Origin of the sequence: Marinobacter lipolyticus (genome assembly GCF_018424605.1) — a bacterium.
GTDB lineage: Bacteria > Pseudomonadota > Gammaproteobacteria > Pseudomonadales > Oleiphilaceae > Marinobacter > Marinobacter lipolyticus_B.
Genome location: NZ_QTKT01000002.1, coordinates 430,729 through 450,420 on the forward strand (window position 1 = coordinate 430,729; position 19,692 = coordinate 450,420).

Annotated in this window: 15 protein-coding genes; 6 read left to right on the forward strand and 9 right to left on the reverse strand. The window is 57.7% G+C overall.

The annotated features are described in order from the left end of the window. Position 1: 1 nt before the first annotated feature. Both DYI22_RS04370 and DYI22_RS04375 read right to left on the reverse strand, forming a co-directional pair. Positions 2-727, reverse strand: a complete 726-nt coding sequence (locus DYI22_RS04370) for a response regulator transcription factor (RefSeq protein WP_213476807.1) — start codon at positions 725-727, stop codon at positions 2-4. Between the two features lie 88 nt (positions 728-815). Beyond that, positions 816-2,984, reverse strand: coding sequence for a DNA topoisomerase 3 (locus tag DYI22_RS04375; RefSeq protein WP_213476808.1), 2,169 nt, complete (start codon positions 2,982-2,984; stop codon positions 816-818). Between the two features lie 144 nt (positions 2,985-3,128). Here DYI22_RS04375 and DYI22_RS04380 point away from each other — a divergent pair, with 144 nt between their 5' ends. Both DYI22_RS04380 and DYI22_RS04385 read left to right on the forward strand, forming a co-directional pair. Further along, entirely contained in the window at positions 3,129-3,473 is a 345-nt protein-coding gene (locus DYI22_RS04380; RefSeq protein ID WP_213476809.1) for a BolA family protein, read from the forward strand. Continuing rightward, complete coding sequence (locus DYI22_RS04385; RefSeq protein ID WP_213476810.1) at positions 3,470-4,090, forward strand: L-threonylcarbamoyladenylate synthase; 621 nt, start codon at positions 3,470-3,472, stop codon at positions 4,088-4,090. Before DYI22_RS04380 ends, DYI22_RS04385 begins: the two co-directional genes overlap by 4 nt. A gap of 31 nt (positions 4,091-4,121) precedes the next feature. On the opposite strand, the gene DYI22_RS04390 is transcribed toward DYI22_RS04385, so the two are convergent. Then, a complete protein-coding gene (locus tag DYI22_RS04390; RefSeq protein ID WP_213476811.1) occupies positions 4,122-4,784 on the reverse strand; it encodes a hypothetical protein in 663 nt (220 codons plus the stop codon). A 160-nt stretch (positions 4,785-4,944) separates the two neighbouring features. Here DYI22_RS04390 and DYI22_RS04395 point away from each other — a divergent pair, with 160 nt between their 5' ends. The 3 genes from DYI22_RS04395 (at position 4,945) to DYI22_RS04405 (ending at position 9,906) form a co-directional block, all read left to right on the forward strand. After that, entirely contained in the window at positions 4,945-6,084 is a 1,140-nt protein-coding gene (locus DYI22_RS04395; RefSeq protein WP_213476812.1) for a metallophosphoesterase family protein, read from the forward strand. After that, entirely contained in the window at positions 6,081-8,726 is a 2,646-nt protein-coding gene (locus tag DYI22_RS04400) for an AAA family ATPase (RefSeq protein ID WP_213476813.1), read from the forward strand. The genes DYI22_RS04395 and DYI22_RS04400 overlap by 4 nt, the downstream gene beginning before the upstream one ends. 226 nt (positions 8,727-8,952) lie before the next feature. Further along, positions 8,953-9,906: a hypothetical protein gene (locus tag DYI22_RS04405; protein ID WP_213476814.1), complete on the forward strand. Its 954-nt coding sequence runs from the start codon at positions 8,953-8,955 to the stop codon at positions 9,904-9,906. A gap of 120 nt (positions 9,907-10,026) precedes the next feature. Here the strand turns inward: DYI22_RS04405 and DYI22_RS04410 are convergent, their stop codons facing one another. From DYI22_RS04410 to hsdR, 6 genes are all read right to left on the reverse strand, one after another. Further along, positions 10,027-11,037 carry a restriction endonuclease gene (locus DYI22_RS04410; protein ID WP_213476815.1) on the reverse strand — a complete coding sequence of 337 codons (1,011 nt, stop codon included), beginning with the start codon at positions 11,035-11,037 and terminating at the stop codon, positions 10,027-10,029. Between the two features lie 283 nt (positions 11,038-11,320). Further along, positions 11,321-11,809 carry a hypothetical protein gene (locus DYI22_RS04415; protein WP_213476816.1) on the reverse strand — a complete coding sequence of 163 codons (489 nt, stop codon included), beginning with the start codon at positions 11,807-11,809 and terminating at the stop codon, positions 11,321-11,323. Between the two features lie 2 nt (positions 11,810-11,811). Further along, on the reverse strand, positions 11,812-12,513 hold the full coding sequence (locus tag DYI22_RS04420) for a DUF3800 domain-containing protein (RefSeq protein WP_213476817.1): 702 nt from the start codon (positions 12,511-12,513) through the stop codon (positions 11,812-11,814). Continuing rightward, a complete protein-coding gene (locus DYI22_RS04425) occupies positions 12,510-14,267 on the reverse strand; it encodes a restriction endonuclease subunit S (RefSeq protein WP_213476818.1) in 1,758 nt (585 codons plus the stop codon). The genes DYI22_RS04420 and DYI22_RS04425 overlap by 4 nt, the downstream gene beginning before the upstream one ends. Next, positions 14,264-15,760 carry a type I restriction-modification system subunit M gene (locus DYI22_RS04430; protein WP_213476819.1) on the reverse strand — a complete coding sequence of 499 codons (1,497 nt, stop codon included), beginning with the start codon at positions 15,758-15,760 and terminating at the stop codon, positions 14,264-14,266. The genes DYI22_RS04425 and DYI22_RS04430 overlap by 4 nt, the downstream gene beginning before the upstream one ends. 50 nt (positions 15,761-15,810) lie before the next feature. Then, a complete protein-coding gene (hsdR, locus tag DYI22_RS04435) occupies positions 15,811-18,246 on the reverse strand; it encodes an EcoAI/FtnUII family type I restriction enzme subunit R (RefSeq protein ID WP_213476820.1) in 2,436 nt (811 codons plus the stop codon). Positions 18,247-18,645: 399 nt separating this feature from the next. On the opposite strand from hsdR, the gene DYI22_RS04440 reads away from it, so the two are divergent. Beyond that, a complete protein-coding gene (locus DYI22_RS04440; protein ID WP_213476821.1) occupies positions 18,646-19,254 on the forward strand; it encodes a hypothetical protein in 609 nt (202 codons plus the stop codon). Positions 19,255-19,692: the final 438 nt, after the last annotated feature.

The following is a 19,692-nucleotide window of genomic DNA, read 5'->3' on the forward strand; positions in this document are numbered from 1 at the left end:
TTCAGGCGTGATCCATGGTCTCGACCGGCGCTTCGGTTTCGTTGGCTCTCATGGCCTCGAGCCGGTAGCCGCGCTGATAGATGGTTTTGATTCTGAAGCCGTTCTCGGGGTTCAGGCCCAATCTCCGGCGCAGCCGGCTCATGTGCGTGTCCACCGTACGGGTATTGATGTCGCGCGCCAGGCCCCATACCCGTTCCAGCAACATCTCACGGGTCAGCAATCGCCCCTGGTTCTGGAACAGGAACAGGGTGAGATCGAAATCCTTGTCCGTCAGGGTCAGCAACTCGCCATGCAACAGGATGCTGCGTTGTTGCGTGTTTATTTCGAAGGGGCCATAGCGGAGCACTTCTTTGTCACTGTCGGGGTTGGTGCGCCGGGCCAGGGCATTGATTCGCGCCACCAGTTCCGCTTCCCGGGCGGGCTTGGAGAGGTAATCATCGGCGCCGGCATCCAGTGCCCGAACAATGTCGGATTCGCTGTCACGCTGGGTCAGGAACACCACCGGAATGGGCCAGTTGAGCTGTGCCCGCACACTTTGCAGAACATCGATCCCCGTCATATCCGGGATTTGCCAGTCAAGGATCAGCAGGTCGTAGCTGCGGTGCAGCACGGCACTCAAAAACGACTGCCCCGTGGGGAAGCTGTCACAGTGGTGTCCGCGCTCTGAAAGAATGGACTGAACGTGCTGTGCCTGTTCATGCTCATCTTCAAGCAAAGCTATGCGCATCAAGCATCTCCCGGAAATGGCGTTCCACTGGTTAAAATATTGGTAATGTTTGGCATTATCACAGATCGTGGGCCTGCCTTCAGTGTCGTTATGTAGACTTGCGTAAACGAATCGCGGGTTTGCCGTCGTCGTCATCAATCGTTTGTCGGCACGCGGGGAAATTACTGCAGCCCCAGAACCAGCCTTTTTTGCCCTGACGCCGGACCAGGGGCGAAAAGCAGTGGGGGCAGGGTACTGGTTTCTGGCTGGTACCATCGGCAGGCGCGTGGTCCTCAAGGGGCCGGGTGCCGTTGCAGTCCGGGAAGCGGGTGCACGCCCAGAAGCGTCCGAACTTGCCGTCACGCTCGCGCATTGCTGTGCGGCACTTGGGGCAGTGCGGCGTGGCAGGCTGTTGCGCCCCGGCTGAATCGGACGCCCCCGGACGGGTGCGGATGAAGCCGCTGATCTGCTGCTTCAGGTCCGCCAGGAACTGTCGTGGGTCACCCTCGCCACGCTTTATCGTCTCCAGCGTGGCTTCCCAGATTGCCGTCATATCAGGCTTGCTGACGGTGTCCGGTAGCGCGCCGATCAAGGCCTTACCTTTGTCAGTCGCCTTGATGTGGCGGCTGTCCCGATACAGATAATCCCGCTTGAACAGGGTATCGATAATGGCCGCTCGGGTGGCTTCGGTGCCCAGCCCGTCGGTTTCCCTCAAGGTTTTGCGCAGCTCCGGATCGCTTACGAAGCGCGCAATGTTGGTCATCGCGGACAGCAGGGTGGCATCGGTAAAGTGCTGGGGCGGCTGGGTTTTGCGCTCGCGGATTCTGGTCTGGTCGCACAGCGCCGGCTCACCTTTTTCCAGCCGTGGCAGCGGCGCTTTGCGGGGTTCCTGCGCGCCTTCCCGCAGCCGGATTTCCAGGTTCTTCCAGCCTGGCGTCAGGATCGCCGTTTCCGTGGCCCGAAAGCGGTGTTCGCCGATGCTGACGGTCAGCCGGCCTTCACGATGCACGGCGTCGGCACTGAACTGCATCAGATAGAAGCGGGCGATCAGATTGTAGATCTTGCTTTCAGCCGCCGTCAGTTTGCCGTTGGCGGACGGCCGGCTGGTGGGGATGATGGCGTGGTGAGCATCCACCTGCTTGTCATTCCACGCCGCGGTGCGCCGTGCCAGATCCGCTTGATCGCAGGCCGGGGTCAGGTCGCCGTCTACCTGGCCAATGGCCCGAATCACGGCCTGGCGCTGATCGTAGTGGCCTTCCGGCAGGTAACGGCAGTCAGATCGGGGATAGGTGATCAGCTGGTGACGCTCGTACAGATTCTGGGCGGTATCCAGCACGTCTTTTGCGCCCATGCGGAACAGCCGCCCGGCTTCGATCTGCAGCGCCGACAGCGACAGCGGCAGCGGCGGCGCCTCGTTGCGGTCACGGAAGCGGGATTCGGTGATGGTGCCGGGCCGGCCCTCGACCGCACCGGCGATCTGCTCGGCCGTGGCCTTGTCGAGCAGGCGGTCTTCGTCGTCGAGATGTTCGCGGAAGGCTTCATCGGGCAACCAGCGTGCGGTGAACGGCGATGGATCGCTGTCCGGCTCAATACCGTGGCAGGTGGCTTCGATGCGGTAAAAGGGGCGCGGCTCGAAGTGCTCGATGGTGTGGTCGCGCTCAACTACCAGCCCCAGCACCGGCGTCTGCACCCGACCGACCGAGTAGACCCCCTGTTGCCCCTGCTGCTGATAGCTCAGGGTATAGAACCTGGTGAGATTGATGCCGTACAGCCAGTCGGCCCGCTGGCGGGCGAGTGCCGATTGAGACAGCCGACGGTACTCGCGGTTCTCCCTGGGGCTGCGAATGGCCCGCGCGACGGCAGCTGGCGTAAGGTCGTTGATCAGTATCCGCTGAACCGGGCAGGTGGCCCCGAAGTAGCGAATCACCTCATCCACCAGTAACTGACCCTCGCGGTCCGGATCACCGGCATGAACGATGGTATCGGCCTGGCGGATCAGAGACTCCAGCACGTTGAGCTGCTGGCGCACGCTGTCCTTGGGGGTGACTTCCCAGCGTTCCGGAAACAGGGGCAGGTCTTCCTGGCGCCATTTCTGCCACCGGGGATCGTAGGTGCCCGGTTCTGCTGGTTCCAGCAGGTGCCCGATGCACCAACTGACGGTGACCGCCTGATCGCCCTGGCCACAGCGAATCCACCCCGGTCCCTTCTGATGGGGCGCGGGCAATGCCGCGGCGATGGCGCGGCCCAGGCTCGGTTTTTCGGCTATGTACAGTTGCATGGCATCGGGACGTGTTCGGATCGGGAAGGGAAGATGGCCTTTTGGCCTTGTTGTGTCAAGGCTGGCGGGCTCTGTAGTAGACTGGCGACATATACGGTTTTTTGCAGTTCGCACGCGAAAGCGCGACAAGGAGCGGAAGGTCTCATGAAAGTCCAGAATTCGATCGAGCAGAAACTGTCTGCGGCGTTTGCCGTGGATCACCTGCGGGTGGACAACGAAAGCCACAAGCACAGCGTACCGCCCAACTCCGAGACCCATTTCAAGGTGACGCTGGTGTCGGCTGATTTTGACGGACAAATGAAAGTGAAACGCCATCAGGCCATCTATAAGGTGCTGGCGGAGGAACTGGCGGGCGAGGTTCATGCCCTGGCGCTGCATCTATACTCACCGAAGGAATGGGCGGATTCGGGGCAATCGGCACCGGAATCCCCCAACTGTATGGGCGGGTCGAAAAACGATCCGGCGATGGCCTCAGGAGAGCGTCAATGAGCCAGTTTTTCCAGATACACCCGGAAACGCCACAAAAGCGGCTGATCAACCAGGCGGTGGATATCCTTCGTAACGGCGGGGTCATCGTGTACCCGACGGACTCGGCCTACGCCATTGGCTGTCATCTTGGGGATAAGCAGGCGGCGGACCGTATCAAGCGTGTGCGCAAGCTGGACGACAAGCACAATTTCACCCTGATGTGCCGGGACCTGTCCGATATCGGCGTCTATGCCAAAGTGGACAACACCCAGTACCGATTACTGAAAACCTTCACCCCGGGGCCTTACACCTTCATTCTGGATGCTACCAGTGAAGTGCCACGGCGGTTACTCCATCCCAAGCGCCGCACCATTGGCTTGCGGGTGCCGGACAATCCCATCGTGCAGGCGTTACTGGGCGAGCTGGGCGAGCCAATCATGAGCAGCACGCTGATCCTGCCCGGTGAAACCGATCCGATGACCGACCCCTACGAGATTCGCGACACCCTTGAGCATGAGCTGGATCTGATCATTGATGGCGGATTCTGTGGCTTTGAGGCCACCACGGTTGTCAACATGACCGGTGATGCGCCGGAGGTGACGCGGGTAGGCAAGGGCGACCCGGCACCGTTTCAGTAAGTCCGGTGCGGCGGGCAGGCCGCTCCGGAATCTAGGCGCGGGTGTTGAAGCTGAAGGCGTAGTTCTTTCGCGCGCCCGCCGCTTCCAGTTGCTCGGAACTGACAGTCCGGCGCATGGTGTCGTAGCGGTGCACCAGGTCCTGCAGACCATTGAACTGCTGGTTGTCGCTGACCAGGGTATCCAGTAACGGGTTGTTGACGCCGTAGGCGCGGTTCAGCTTCAGCGCGTTATCCACGAAGTGCAGGGTGGGTTCGTTGACACTCAGGCGGCTGAACGCCTCCTGAAACCCCTTGTTGTTGTTCAGATCCTGTTCGATCTGTGCGCGCTTGGCCTCCGGCAACTTGCCCTCCACCTGCACACTGCCGTTATCGCCCTTGGTCACGTTGATGGCGGTGGCCGGGTGCATCCCGTACTCGGCAAGTTTGTGCCGCAGGGTTTCCCGCACGAAGGCAAGATCCTGCCCCACGCTTTGCTTGTAATCGGTGACCGCCAGCTTCCGTGATTTCAGCGCGGCCAGATCCGGATTCTGTGGCGTGGTGCGGGTGAAACGGTCGTCGGTAGGCGACGACGGCTGTTCCGCAGCCCGCGTTTCCGCGGCCTTGCCGGCGGTTTGCTCTGCGGTGGCAGCCGGGCGTTTCTCCAGCGCACTCTGGAACTGGGTACTGGCCTTGATCAGAGATGTAAGCAGCGACACGGTAACTAACCTCCCATCGTCACTGAAAATCGGTGACAAAAATCGAACGCGTGCAGGTTCATTGTTGAGGACCATTGCACAAACCGGGCCAGACTTTCGTTCCACAACGTTTGAACGTAGAGTTACCGCCTGACCCGACCACCAGAATGACAGGATTCCCATGCCACGCTTTCTCCACACCGCCGATTGGCAGATAGGCCGCTATTACAGCCGTTTCGAAAACGACGATGGGGTAGCGCTGGCCGAGGCACGTTTCACGGCGATAGAGCGACTGGCACGGTTGGCGGTGGATGAGCGGTGCGATGCGGTGCTGGTGGCCGGAGATGTCTTTGATGCCCAGACCGTTTCCGACCGGGCCATTCGCCGGGTGTTCAACGCCATGGCCGGATTCAGTGGGCCGTGGGTGTTGTTACCCGGTAACCACGATGCCGCCCTGGCGGAGAGCGTGTGGACCCGCGCCCGGCGGCTGAATGCGGTTCCGGATAACGCCCATCTGGCTCTCGAGCCGGGTGTTGTAGAGTTGCGCCAGCAGAGTCTTGCCGTCCTCGCCGCCCCCTTGACCCAACGCCACACCCACTCCGATCTGACCGAGGGGTTTGATGAACTGGAGACCGCAGAGGGTCTGGTTCGCGTGGGGCTGGCCCACGGCAGCGTGCAGGGCTTGCTGGCAGAAGGCATTGATTCGGCAAATCCCATTGCTGCCGACCGCGCCGTGCAGGCGCGTCTGGATTATCTGGCGCTGGGGGACTGGCACGGTGTCAAGCAGATCAACAGCCGGACCTGGTACAGCGGCACGCCTGAAGCGGAACGGTTCCGCAACAACGACGCCGGTGTGGCCCTGGTGGTGGAGATTGCCAGCCCGGGGGCAGAGCCGGTGGTGACACGACACGCAACGGGGCAATATGCCTGGGTGCAGTGGAAAGAGCAGATCAGCGTTGCCACCGACCTGGATGAGTTGCTGGCCCGGCTTAGCGAATTGTCAGCACCTGCCGTGGTTGATCTGAAACTGTCCGGGGTGGTGGACCTGGCCGGGGAGCGCCGGTTATTGCAGGCGCTTTCCGTGGCCGAAGCAAAGCACCGCAGCGTTCAGTGTGACCGTAGTGGGCTGTCACTCCAGCCCACGGACGACGATATCGCCGCACTCAACGCTGACGGTTATCTGGGGGAGGTAATTGCAGACCTCCGGGAGTTGCAGGTCAGTGAAGACCAATCACGGGCGCAGACATCCCGCGAGGCGCTGGCGATACTCACCACGGTGTTGATGGAGCGAACCGGCACAACTGAGGAGGCGTCGTCATGAAAATCCAGCGCCTTCGCATTGAACAACTGCGCCAGTTCCGCCAACCCCTGACGCTCGATGATCTCGACCCCGGGCTGAACCTGATTCACGGGCCCAACGAATCGGGCAAAAGCACGCTGGTAAGGGCGATCCGTGCGGCGTTCTTTGAACGCCACCGCTCCAGCAGCGTGGATGACCTGCGCCCCTGGGGCGATTCCTCTGCCGCCCCCACGGTGGAACTGGAGTTTGTCACCGGGGAGCGGTCGTGGCATCTGAAAAAACGTTTTCTGCAGCAGAAACGCTGTGACCTGGAGGTGGGCGGCGAGGCTTTTTCCGGAGAAGAAGCGGAAGACAAGCTCGCAGATCTGCTCGGGTTCCAGTTCGCGTCACGGGGCGCCAGCCAGGACAAGCACTGGGGCATTCCTGGGCTGCTCTGGGTGGAGCAGGGAAGCGGTCAGAACATCCACGATGCCGTCGCCTATGCCGGTGACCACCTGCAATCGGCCCTGAACAGTTTGTTGGGTGAGGTGGCCAGCTCCGGCGGCGACGACGTCATTTTACAGATTCAAAGCCAGCGCGCAGAACTGTTGACCGCCACCGGAAAACCACGGGGTGACTACGCCCGACTGGGTGAGGAACAGCACAGTCTGGCAAGCGAGCTGGAGTCTCTGGAGGAGCGGATCAGTCAGTACCAGGCATTGGTTGACCGGCTGGGGGAACTACGCCAGCGACATCAGCAGAACGAACGGGAGCGGCCGTGGGAGGCCGCCCGCCAGAAGTTTCAGGAAGCGGAGCGCCGCTCTCGCGAGATTGAGCAATGGCAGCAGGAGCAACAGCGTGAGCAACAGGCTCTGCGGGATTGCCAGGAAAATCTCAAGCTACTGCGCCAGCAACAGCAACAGGCGGAAGCAGCGACTAACAAGCTGGAAACCCGGGCACAACATCTGAAAGCCTGTCAGGGTGCGCTGGAGTCCCTCAGGGCCCGGGAGAACCAGACCGCCGAGGCGCAAGCCGCCGCCCAAAAGGCCTATGAAAACGCCCGCAGCCAGGTGCGGGTGGCTAAAGAGCAGGAACAAAGAGCGCGCCTTGAAAATGATCTCCGACAGGTTCAGCAGCAACTCGAGGGGGTTGAGCAAAACCTGACCCAGGCCCGGCATTATCTCACCGAGCTTCAGGCAACCCGCCAGCAGCTGCAGGTTAATCCTATTGACCTCAAGGCCCTTGAAAATTTGCGCGCGCTCCATCGCCAGCTCGAAGAAGAGCGCATTCGGTCACATGCCATTGCCACCCGACTTCATTACCGGCTCGAGGAGGGCGAGACCCTGTCGGTGGGCGGAGAGACAGTCGAGGGGGAGGGCGACCGGCTGCTTCTGGCAGAAACCGCGGTGCTGCTGCCTGGCCTTGGCCAGTTGACCATCACCCCGGGCGGTGATGACCTGGCCAGCGTGCAGCGCCGACTCGAGCGCCTTCAGGAAAATTATGAAAGCCAGCTGCGCAGCCTGAACGTGGCGTCGCCCGAACAAGCGGAGCAGATGGCAGCGGAGCAGGCGCAGCGCACTCAAAACCTCCAGCGACTGGAGGGGTTGCTGGCGTCCCTGGCGCCACGGGGCGTGGAGACGCTGGCGGCCCAGCAGCAGGAACTCGACAATCGTCGGCAACAGCTACAGGCCGAACAACAGGCATTGCCGGAAACCAGCGCCGACGCCGGCACGGTTGCCAGTGCCGAAGCGACCCAGGAGATCGCGGAACAGCGACTGCGCGAGGCTGACCTGCAGTTGCAGGAACACAGCAAGCAACAGTACGCCGCGGTACAGAACCTGGCCAACGCCGAAAAGGAGTGGCAACAGCTGAAGGATGAGCTGGAAAACTCCGGGCGTCAGGCGGAACTCCGTGCGTTGCAGCAGAGCGTGATGGAAACCGGAGAGCGTGAAGCCCGGCTGAATCAGTCGGTCAGCGAGCGCCAGAGCCGGATTGATGACGCCCGCCCGCAACTGATTCAGCAGGACATAGAGCGCTACAGAGCAAGCGCTGAGCAACTGGAAAAGGGCCACCAGAAGGAGGCGCTCGAGCTGACCGGCTTGCAGAGCAAACTGGAAAGCCAGGGTGCGGAAGGCCTGGAGGAGCAGCGTGACGAACTGGCCGCGCGCCTTGAACATGTGCGCCGGCGATACCGGGAACTGCACCAGCGGGCCGAGGCGCTCGACCTGCTGCTGGGACTGCTGCAGGACAAGCGCCAGGCACTGACCCGGCGGCTGCAGGCGCCGCTGCAGAAACACCTGAATCACTACCTGGGAGTGCTGTTCCCCAAAGCCACCCTGGACGTGGACGACAACCTTATTCCCGGCCAACTCACCCGCGCGGTCCCACAGGGCCAGGAGCGGGGCAGCCTGCAGGAGCTGAGCTTCGGCGCCCGCGAGCAGATGGGGCTGATCAGCCGCCTTGCCTACGCGGACCTGCTTCAGGAAGCGGGCCGGCCGACGCTGATCATTCTGGATGACACTCTTGTTCACAGTGACAAACAGCGCCTGGACCAGATGAAACGGGTGCTCTTCGACGCCGCCCGTCGCCACCAGATATTGCTGTTTACCTGCCACCCCGAGAACTGGCGAGACCTTGGCGTTGCGCCAAGGGATCTCCAGACGATAAAAACCGGCAATGAATAAACTTAAAATTTCATAAAAAATTGCCGGATTTTTGTTGCATGAACTACTATTTTGAATGTGTAAGCCATGGATAACAGGTGAGTGGTAAATGCCATTCAACTGCTTTACGTAGACATGGAAGACGCGAAAGGAAGTCAGGCGCACCGGCACCGGTGGTCTGTTCGCGCCGGCCGATGAAAAGGGAGCATTTGCTGTGGTCAAAACAACAATGGTCAGGTTAGTGGCAGTGGGAACCGTATCGGCGTTGGCGGCGTGTGGGGGCGGTGGCAGCAGTGGTAGCAGCGATAATGGCAGTGGCGGTGGCACACCGTCAGTGCCACCAGAGGGGGTCGGGCTGGTGCTGGATCCGGGGCCATTCAGCGAGCGACGGGCGACGGTGGAGACCCAAGCGGACTTCGAAGCAGTCCAGGGCGTGTTTTCCGACGCCGACCAGACCTACCTGGCGATAGACGAAATACGCCAAGAAATCAGGGGCTGGAACGACGTTGTCAGTCAGGATGGCAACACCGTAACCCTCAGCTGTGACAATGCCGGCACCCTTGCCCTGACGCTCAACCAGGAAGCTCCTACGGATGTCACCTGGCAATTCCGCAATTGTCAGTTGGAGGTTCCTTCCCTTAACACCATCGTACTGGATGGCACCTATACCTACGTCAATATCGAATCCGAGAGCGATGGCACTGAAAGGGTTGATGGATTCCAGGAAATCGACCTGACCGGAACCATTGTGGGTTCCGGTGAATCCATTGCCATGCAAGGCGCGGATTTCTGGGAGATTGTAGTGCCGCCTGAAGGTCCGAGAACCGAGACCTACACCACGGAGGCGCTGGAATTCCTCAGGGGTACGGACTACCAGGCGATAGAGACTGCTGAAACGGCACTCAGCACGGTTGGCGGGATTACATCGGTCACCCTGAACGCTCGCCTTATCGGTTCCGCAATTGACGGCTTCGTCGACATTACCACCGAGGAAACCATACAGCGCGTCTCTGGTGGTGGCTGCCCCTCGGTCGGCATAGTGCGGGTTGTGGGGGCTCCGGAGAATTCCGGGGTGGAGATCCGCTATGGTGACAGCATGGTTGCGCCACTTGATCAGGCGACGGTCGCAACTACCACGGTGATTGGCACAACCGATACAGTTGAATACGACGAGACTGAGTGTAGTGAGCTGATTTACTGACGGGGGCTGGCTGGGGGAGACCGTGGTACCCTCAGTAGTACCCGCAAAAACTTGCACTACCTGCTTGATTTGATGCGACGGGGCTTAGCCAGCCCCTCTCCAAGTTGAATCAAGTTGCTGCTACTCGGCAGGCCAGTACACCTTCACCAGCGGCAGTAGCCGCTGTCCTTCAATATCAAACCGCTCGTAGTTCGCTACCACCAGGTCGGCCAGCAGGTCGATGTCGATGAGCGTTACCGGAATGGTCGCCCGTTCGGCTTCGTAGCGGGCTTCCCGGGTAAAACCGCCGGTGCTTATGAACAAGCCTTGGTCCCCCTCACGAAGGGCGCCAATGAAGCTACGGATGGGGTTGGAGCCCATGCTGCCACTTCGGTGCTTCACTTCGGCCTTGATGCGGGGTTGAGTAAGCCCCAGGCCATCGGGAGAAGCCAGTACGTCTACACCACGGTCAGGCCCCCGGGCAGAAACCCGGGTCTGGTAGCCCATGGCGCGGAGCAGGGCCGCGGTGAGTTCTTCCATTTCCTCTGGGGCCAGGCCTTGTATCTTGTCTTTGATAAGTTCATGGCCGCGGGCGACGACCTCTTCTCTCAGTATCTCGAACTCGGCTTCTGCTGTTTGCGTCTCATCCGCGGTGGTCGGTTGTACCACCGGTTTTCCCGCCAGCCGGTCCTGAACTTCGCTGATGACAGAATCCGACAGCGAGAATACCGTCAGAACGGATCCCAGGCTGTTTCTGGTGGCCTGGCTGAATTGGTCTCGGGATACACGGCCCAGCCACTTCACTTTGCGTATGTGCTGGAACTCGCCTACCTGTTCGGGCTCCGGGCGGAATTCATACTGACCCAGGTCTTCGCCAACCAGGTACTCCCGATGCTCCTGGCTGTAGGTGATGAGGGTGTCTCCTTGCGTGATGTCGTCCCGGAACTTGCGAATCATGGCAATGGCGTTGGCCGTGCGCCCTGGCTTCGCGTTGCCGAAGTGCTGTATGTATGCCTCCTTTAGCGCTCCAGGGCTCGGGTAGTTACATAGGTCGCCCAAGCTGTTCCAGCCAATGGCTACGCAGTCGTTGTCTTTGAAGTCGTCAAAGTACCGGCCGCCGTTGCCGGCGCGAATCATCCAGCCGTTTTTCATGGGTTCTCCATTCTTCCGGAATTACTGCTTGCATGCCGAGCTGTTATGGTTTTAACCTTCCGGCTAACACGACCCCTGCCTCTTGGCCCCGACAGGAGCTTACGCGGGGGTTCTTATATCTGCCTGCCCGACAGAACCGCTGTGACCTTGTATACGAAGTAGCCGAATGGCCATTGAAATTAGCCTGAGGTGGCACTATAGTTCAGCACAGCTCATCTACCAGCCCTCGGGCGTAAGTGTGGAAGGAGTTACGGCCCCGTCCTCTTTGAGGGCGCGGCCAGCCTTATTTCCTACCTGTGTTTCGTTTCCAGCGTTTTGTGTACTTGTCCCGTTGGTGTTGGCGTTCGATGTAGAAGGCCGTCCAGGGGAGTGTGTAGGTGGCGCGCTCAGCTAAAACGACGAGATAGCCTTCCGCCTCAAACCACAGATGAATCCGGTTTTCATTGCCTCGTTTCTCTGACCACACTTTCAGGGCGGGGTCATTCTCGTTTTCGATAACGGGACGCGGCCAACGGATTCGTTCACACCGTCTGAAATCCGGTGTTCTTTCAGATTCCACGCTGCCTTCGCTGGTCATGTGCCAGAAGGTTGCCTCCTTCCCGTCTACAACCGGGTGCCGTTTTAATGCCAAACGCTGTCCCCGGAAGAGTGGCTTGGAGTCCACAAAATCCCGACAGAAGATTTGATAAATCGCACCAAGGTACTGTTCCCAGTCACCGCTATAGTCGGAAAATAGCTCCAGTCCGGGTAGCCACTCGGGTGCTCCATCCATGGTCAAATCCTGCTGTTCCAAATCAAAAGATTGAACTTGAGCTCTCGCATCATGGTGTTGAGTGTCAGGCGATAACCACTGCGCTGCCTGATTCTTGCGATTAGAGCCTCTTTGGCACTGTTTCCGGATAATTCGCGGTGTAGGTAGGAAAGGGCCCCTATCAGCAAGTCCGCTATCTGCAGGTGTTCGACTTCATGGGAGTGGACTCGTTTTACGTCTGCAATCATTCTGCGCGAGAAGTCGTAAGCGTTGGTGCATAGAGTGTCCTGAAGTTTTTCGACCTTCTCATGGCCCAGGGTATCTTTGATGTCAATGTAGACGTAGTAGCGCGAATCCGGGTCAAAGATGGTTTTCAGCATGGTGAAATACATCTTGTAGTACCACTCGTCGTGGTCCTGCTGGTGCCTTTCATGGTCGAGCACACTTTTGTCCGGGACGACCAAGCCGCGGAAATGGAGGTCGTCATCGTCGAAAAAGTAATCAACGATGTCCTGATAGAAGGCCAGCTTTGATGGGCTCACCTTGGTCCATTTGATTTCAAAATCCCGTTCGAGGCCGTTCTTCTGTTTGATTTCGCGAATCCGCTCGGCGATTTCCAGCCGCTTTTCTTTCGGGCACCAGACCGCACCCAGTACCATCGCCTTCTGGCCGTCATTTTCCAGATGGCAGGATTCATCGCAGTACACGTTGTATTCGGTAGTCATGCTGAAAGTCCTTTTTCAACAACAGCCTCAGCCAGCTGACAGCGCGTTTCGCTGGCTTGGTTCAACCGCTCTTTGAGCTGGTCGCTGAGAGCCATCAGTTCCTGCACTCTCTTTCTGATCCGCACTTGTTCTTTAAATGGCGGAATGGGAAATTGGCAGTTGGCGAATTCTTCGAATTTGAGGCTCTCGACGGTCGTGCCGGTCTTGGTCAGGTTGTGAAGTATGAATTGCTCAAATCCCAGCATCATCAATTGAATATAAGGGGAAAGTTCCGGTAGGTGCGGTGTTAGTACCTTTAGGTCTTGGTTTACCGTACAGGGAATAGTGGAAACTGCGGTAGGAAACATGCGGCGGAGTATTCCACTTCTTACAACGAAGAGGACGGCGTTTTCAGGGAAAAGTTCAAGGCCCTCGTCTACAGCGAGTTGGGTAACTTTGTCTTCTGAACCTTCAACCTTTTGTGTTTTCATGTCCTTGGGCGTAACCCATGGAATATGGCCACCCCAGAATTGTGACTTTGATTTGCTTGGTGTCTTGCCACCTGAAAATCTTCCGAGTTGGGAAAGAGGCGCCAGCGCCCACCCTGAGGGTAAGCTTTGCTGCGCTGATTGGTTCGTCCCAAATTTCGTAGGGCGTTTCCGCCTAAATTTGCCAGATGTTCTTAGCCGGTCCTCTTCCATCGCAACTTTTTTTAGAAGTTCTGTTGCCGACTCATCTTCCGCATCCTGCTCCACTAAGCGCCCCATTACTGCCAGCTGAAGTATTGTCTGCTTGAGCTTGTCGATGCTCTGTTCGGTCGTGAACAGGGTGTCGAAGTGGGCGGCAAGGCGGGCCCAGTTTTCGGCCAGTTCGGTGGCGTTTTCGGATTGGGTGAGGGTGCCGAGCAGGGTGTCCACTAGCGTTTCGTGGGCTTCGAGCTGGTCGCTGGTTTGCTGTTCCAGCCGGTCGCAAAGAGCCATCAGTTCATCGACTTTTTGGACGATGCGGTTTTGTTCTTCCTCGGGAGGAATAGCGATCGGCATTGCCGCTAGCTTGCCAAGGTAAATTCCTTTCTGAGCAGTTCCTTTGCCGTGAGTATCGTAGTAACTGAGGCAATGAGGAGCAATTAGTTGGTATGCCAAAAACTCGGAATTAATAGGAGTTTCAATTACAGCAACGCTACGTTGCAGTGCAAAGTAAGGTGCGTCCTTTGGAACGACTGCAGCACGACCTAACGATGCCACAATTGTGAGGAGCACGTCGCCAGCTCGAGCTCCGGTTCTTGCATCTTCTTTTTCGAAAGCTTCACTCGTCAAGTAACGAGATGGGCGCTCAAAATCGATCACTCCAAAATTTACGTTTTGGCTGCTCAGCATTGGTATCCCGCTGCCGGCATCCTTTGGTGGATTATGAGATCCATCTGTTAACTTAAACGCGATTTCACCCAACTGACACCAACTCCAATTGGCTGGCAAAGCCGGGAGGTTGTTTGTACTGAGAGCGGCAACGGGTTTCCTCCGTTTTTTTAACAACTTTTTTTCTTCAAGACTTGCCCTTTCTTCTTTCAAGCGAGCTAGAAATGACTCGGCAGACTCTGACTCCAGGTTTTGCTCTATGAGCTTGCCTCTAGCTGCCAGCTCCAGAATCAGCTCTCGAAGCTTCTTAACCCCAGTAAGCTCAAACTTACCGTTGCTGCCACGGCCACTGCTGGATTTCTTCGTGACGGCCCCGGTCCACAAATCCAGATGCTTGGTAATCAACTCCCGCGCACTCACGCAGCACCTCCGTCGGTTTTCCCACTGATGTTGTGAGAAAGCGCATCGGCCAGGATGTCCCGCAGCTGGTGGCGGATTTCCTGAATTTCGGCCTGCTGCTGTTCGTACCTGGCCAGCAGTTCGTCCGGATCGTGATTAATCTCCTCGCCTTGCCAGGGGTTCTTGATGTCCAGGTTGTAGTTGCGGGCTTTGATGTCGTCGATGGAAACCTTCCAGGCCTGCTCGGTTTCCTCGCGGCTGGCGAAGCCGTCTGCCTCTGAGCCCCACCAGTCGATTTCGGTCTGGAACTCCGAGAACTTCATGGGTTTGGTTTTGCTGTAGCTCTTGTAGCCTTCCGGGTAGGGGTGTTCGTAGTACCATACGGCCTCTGTGGGCTTGCCCTTGGTGAAGAACAGCAGGTTGGTCTTGATGCCGGTGTAGGGGTTAAACACGCCGTTGGGCAGGCGCACGATGGTGTGCAGGTTGCACTCTTCCAGCAGCTTTTCCTTGAGCCGGGTTTTCATGCCCTCGCCGAACAGGAAGCCGTCTGGCAGCACCACGGCGGCGCGGCCACCGTCCCGCAGCAGGTGGATGAACAGGGTCATGAACAGGTCGGCGGTTTCTCGGGTGCGGAAGGCGCTGGGAAAGTTGGTTTCGATGCCGTCCTCTTCCATGCCGCCGAAGGGCGGGTTGGCTACGATAACGTCCACCCGTTCTTTCGGGCCCCAGCTGATGAGCGGGCGGGCCAGGGTGTTGTCGTGCTTTATCTGGTCCGGCACTTCGACACCGTGCAGAATCAGGTTGGTGGTGGCCAGCAGGTGCGGCAGGGGCTTTTTCTCAACGCCGTGGATGCTCTTCTGCAGGGTTTGTTCGTCCTGCGGGGTGCTGACGTAGTGCTTGCGCTTGTGTTCGATGGTGCAGGTGAGAAAGCCGCCGGTGCCGCAGGCCGGGTCCATTACTTTCTCGTCCAGCTTCGGGTCTACCCGGTTGACCATGAATTCGGTCACCGCCCTCGGGGTGTAAAACTCACCGGCGTTGCCGGCGCTTTGCAAGTCTTTGAGGATTTGCTCGTACATATCGCCCAGCTCGTGGCGCTCGGCGGATTTGTTGAAGTTGATGCCGTCCTGCAGCTTGTTGATAACCTGGCGCATGAGCTGGCCGGACTTCATGTAGTTGTAGGCATCCTCGAACACGTTGCGGATGACCACGCCCCGGTAGTCGTCACCGGCCGGCTCCAGGTTCTGCAGGCCCGGGAACAGGGTGTTGTCGATGAAGTCTTTGAGCTCGTCGCCGGTCATACCTTCGGGGTCGGCGGCCCAGTTGCGCCAGCGCAGCTGCTCCGGAATCGGCGATTTGTAGTCGTCGTAGAACAGCTCCCACTCCTGCTCGCGGTCGTCGAAGATTTTCAGGAACAGCATCCAGACCAGCTGGCCGATACGCTGGGCGTCGCCGTCTACGCCAACGTCTTTGCGCATGATGTCCTGAATGGATTTGATGGTGGTGCTGATAGACATAGGTGTTCAGTTCCTAGGTGTTCGGAATGGTGTTAAACGGTTCGTTCGGGTCAGGACGTTTGCCGGTACAGCTCGTCTTCCAGGTCTTTCACCGCGTCGGTGTAGCCGGGTTTGCCGCCAAAGGCCTGTAACAGCTCCATGGGCGCACCGAGCTGGCTGAAGGGGGCGATGGTGAGCACCTTCACGTCCTCGATGGGCTCGATGCCGTCATCGGTGTACTTGTCCAGCAGGGCGTCCAGAACCTCTTTGCTGGCGCCTTCGTATTTGCTGAAGTAATCCTGTTTGCGCACCTGCTCGGCCCGCTCCTTGCGGCTCAGGGGTGGCTGGTCGTAGACGATGTGGCAGATGACATCGAACGGGTCGGGTTCAGCCCCCAGTTTCTTGCTGACATCCTTGATGAGGTCGTCCCACATCACACCTTGTTCGGCCAGTTCTTCGATGATGGCCTGTTTGCGCTCGGCTTCGTTCCAGCCTTTGAGGAAGTCGGTGAGGGTGGCGTACTGCTCTTTCACTTTCTTGCGGGTGAAGTCTTTCAGGCTTTCGGTGATGAGCTTGCCGTCTGGCCCCAGGTACTGGACGCGTTCGGCGATGACGGTTACTTCAACATTGTCCACTACGTAACGGGTTCGGCCGCCACCTGTTCCGCCGCCTTCGCCCGGGCCACCGGTATCTACGCCTTTTGGGTCGTCGGTGTCCCAGCCAGCGTCCGGGTCTGGTTCATAGCCTTCCGGTTCCTCACCGCATCCGTGCTCAGGCTCGGGGGTTTCCGGCGCCTCTTCGTCATCCGGATTCACGGGATCTCCGGCTCCGGGGACATAGACCTTCACCGGGTCGCCGTCGAACGCTGGGTCTGCGAACAGCTCGGTAGCCTTCTTGAAGTCCAGAATGGTGAACCAGTGCTTGTTGTAGTCGTCGTTGATGCGGGTGCCACGGCCGATGATTTGCTTGAACTCGGTCATGGACTGGATGCGCTGGTCCAGCACGATGAGCTTACAGGTCTGGGCGTCTACACCGGTTGTCATCAGTTTGCTGGTGGTGGCAATGACCGGGTAACGCTCTTCCGGGTTGATGAAGTTGTCCAGCTCGGCCTTGCCTTCCTGCTCATCGCCGGTGATGCGCATGATGTACTTTCGGTTCTCTTTCACTCGCTCCGGGTTCAGGTTCACGAGGGCCTGGCGCATGCGTTCGGCGTGGTCGATGTCTTCGCAGAACACGATGGTTTTCTGGTACGGGTCAGTCTGTTCCAGAAACTCCGTGACTTTCTGTGCCACGACTTGAGTCCGTTTTTCGAGCACCAGGGTGCGGTCGAAGTCTTTCTGGTTGTATATGCGGTCGTCGATGAGCTCGCCGTGCTTGTCGGTCTGGCCCTTGCTGGGGCGCCAGCCTTGCAGGTCGCGGTCGAGGTCGATACGAACAACTTTGTACGGAGCCAGGAAGCCGTCTTCGATGCCTTGCTTCAGTGAGTAGGTGTAAACCGGCTCGCCGAAGTAGTCGATGTTAGAGACTTCCTTTGTTTCCTTGGGCGTTGCGGTAAGGCCGACGTGGGTCGCAGCAGAGAAGTATTCCAGAATCTGGCGCCATGCCGAATCTACAGAAGCGCTGCCCCGGTGACACTCGTCGATAACGACCAGGTCGAAAAAATCCGGTGAGAATTGCTTGTAGATGTTCTGCTCGTCCTCGCTGCCGGTGACGGCCTGATACAGCGAGAGGTAAATCTCGTAGGATTTGTCTACCGTCCGGTTGGTGACCTTGGTCATGGCCTGGCCGAAAGGTTTGAAGTCGTTGTTTTTGGTCTGGTCGACCAGAATGTTGCGGTCGGCCAGGAACAGGATGCGTTTCTTCTGCTTGGACTTCCACAGCCGCCAGATTATCTGGAAGGCGGTGAAGGTCTTGCCCGTGCCGGTGGCCATTACCAGCAGAATGCGGTTCTGCCCGCGGGCCACGGCCTCTACGGTGCGGTTGATGGCGACTGTCTGGTAATAGCGGGGTGTTCGGCCGCTGCCGTCATCGTAGTAGGGCTGTTCGACGGTTTGCCGGGCAGTGGTCTGGTGAATACCTTTGTGTTTGCAGTAGAGCTCCCAAAGGGTTTCCGGGGAGGGGAATTCGTCCAGGCTCAGGGTAGTCTCGGTTTGGCCGAAGAGCCCGGTTCGGTCGTGGAACAGGAAGCCGTCGCCGTTGCTGCTGAACACGAAGGGAGCGTCCAACGCATCGCTATAGGCTAGAGCTTGCTGCATGCCATCGCCCAGGCTGTGGCTGTTGTCCTTGGCTTCGATAATGGCAATGGGCATGTTCTTCTTATAGCTGAGAACATAATCGGCCCGGCGACGTTTGCCACGGGTGTGCAGCCTGCCACGCACGATGATGCGGCCTGCGGTGAATGAGACTTCTTCTCGCACCTGGCTGTGCATGTCCCAGCCTGCATTCTGCAGGGCAGGGTTGATGTACTTGGTGCAGATGTCCCGCTCTGTGAGCTTTTTCTTATCCATGCGCTCGCCGCCGTTACTTCGGTTTTGCAACTAACTGAGTTGAGGTGTTTTTATGGGTTCAGGGTAGCTGAAATTGCCAAGTTTCAGAAGGTTCGGTGGGATTTCGAGCGGCAAAGCACCGGAATAAACTTATCGTTTACTATTGTTTTCGTAGCCACGCTGATGGAGTGGTGCCGTGAATAGCGTCTGATGATCCAGTGTTCGTGTTCGCGTGCTCCGATATCGTGGTAAGCCTCCAGAAAAAAGGATGATTAGTTCGTCTGTATTTCCACCTGCCTGCGTCGAATTTGCTTACAGTTTTAAGCGAAAAGTTTTAGCGAAAACTATCTTCTTGTTGTAATACATAGGCTTAAAAAACTGGAAGGTAATTTGCTTGAACCAGGAAAAACGGAAAAATAGGTGGCAAATATGAGACTATTATTACTGATTGTATTATCGAGCATCGCTCACGCGGCGCACGCCATTCCGGTTTCCTATGTCTTCGGCGGCCACGTCACCCAAGTCTCGGATGCAACCGATAACCCTGAATTTCAGGGTGTAGATGAGGATGGGGCGCAGCTAAAAGATTGGCTAGAGGTGGGTGACAGGTATCGTGGCCGTATGACTTTTGATACCGATACCATAGCCTATGACGAAAACTGCAACGTTGGCACAATTTGTGGTGGCGTTACTTATTTCAAAATTAATCTTGGTGAAAGAGTTTTTTCTCATTATTTCGACGCCAGTAGCATTTCCTTTATGCAATTAAGTTCAGTCACGGATACAAAATTCACGAGTTGGTTTCACGCCTTGGGGACGTTTGACTCGTTCAACTTCGACCATGGCGATATCCGTGGCCTAGACTCTGCGTACTGGGAAGGATTTTCGGGAACAGCGAATTATTTTGTCCGAGTACCCGAGCCTACACCAATTACTTTGATCCTTTTGGCTTTCATTCCTCTTGTTTTCAGACAGTTATTAAAGCGTAAGCCTAAAGCTTCTACTATTCCCGTTGCTTCAGCAAGGTAGCCCCCTGTGTGTATAGAAGCCATAGTCGCCTGTTCATGGGGCTAGGTCTAGAATCCGGCCCTCGCCGGCGGGGACCATGGCTTTAGGAGCGCCCATGATTGGCATTCACAGATTTCATGTAACCGGTGTGGCAGTGCTTGAGTTCGGTCAGGAGCAAGGCTTTCGATTTTTCTGAGAGATCCCGGATCCCTTCCAGGTGGTCAACCAGTTTAAGCGCTGCGACTATAGGCTGCCTGAAGATTAAAAACGGTAGTCGCTATGTTTATTAGGCAGGTGTGCAGTATGTATTACCGGTGTTTCCGAATTCTGCAATGCGGGGCTAATGGGGATTTTTCGGGGCGGAGTAGACGCTGAATTGGTACCCCCGGCAGGACTCGAGCAAGACAGTAAAGTATTGATTAAATAGAATAAAAATAATCGGATTAAGAAATATACCCC

What these genes read in the sequence shown, in the direction of transcription:
- DYI22_RS04370 (WP_213476807.1), bottom strand. Translation starts at nt 727, where the DNA reads ATGCGCATAGCTTTGCTTGAAGATGAGCATGAACAGGCACAGCACGTT.
- DYI22_RS04375 (WP_213476808.1), bottom strand. Translation starts at nt 2,984, where the DNA reads ATGCAACTGTACATAGCCGAAAAACCGAGCCTGGGCCGCGCCATCGCC.
- DYI22_RS04380 (WP_213476809.1), top strand. Translation starts at nt 3,129, where the DNA reads ATGAAAGTCCAGAATTCGATCGAGCAGAAACTGTCTGCGGCGTTTGCC.
- DYI22_RS04385 (WP_213476810.1), top strand. Translation starts at nt 3,470, where the DNA reads ATGAGCCAGTTTTTCCAGATACACCCGGAAACGCCACAAAAGCGGCTG.
- DYI22_RS04395 (WP_213476812.1), top strand. Translation starts at nt 4,945, where the DNA reads ATGCCACGCTTTCTCCACACCGCCGATTGGCAGATAGGCCGCTATTAC.
- DYI22_RS04400 (WP_213476813.1), top strand. Translation starts at nt 6,081, where the DNA reads ATGAAAATCCAGCGCCTTCGCATTGAACAACTGCGCCAGTTCCGCCAA.
- DYI22_RS04410 (WP_213476815.1), bottom strand. Translation starts at nt 11,037, where the DNA reads ATGAAAAACGGCTGGATGATTCGCGCCGGCAACGGCGGCCGGTACTTT.
- DYI22_RS04415 (WP_213476816.1), bottom strand. Translation starts at nt 11,809, where the DNA reads ATGGATGGAGCACCCGAGTGGCTACCCGGACTGGAGCTATTTTCCGAC.
- DYI22_RS04420 (WP_213476817.1), bottom strand. Translation starts at nt 12,513, where the DNA reads ATGACTACCGAATACAACGTGTACTGCGATGAATCCTGCCATCTGGAA.
- DYI22_RS04430 (WP_213476819.1), bottom strand. Translation starts at nt 15,760, where the DNA reads ATGTCTATCAGCACCACCATCAAATCCATTCAGGACATCATGCGCAAA.
- hsdR (WP_213476820.1), bottom strand. Translation starts at nt 18,246, where the DNA reads ATGGATAAGAAAAAGCTCACAGAGCGGGACATCTGCACCAAGTACATC.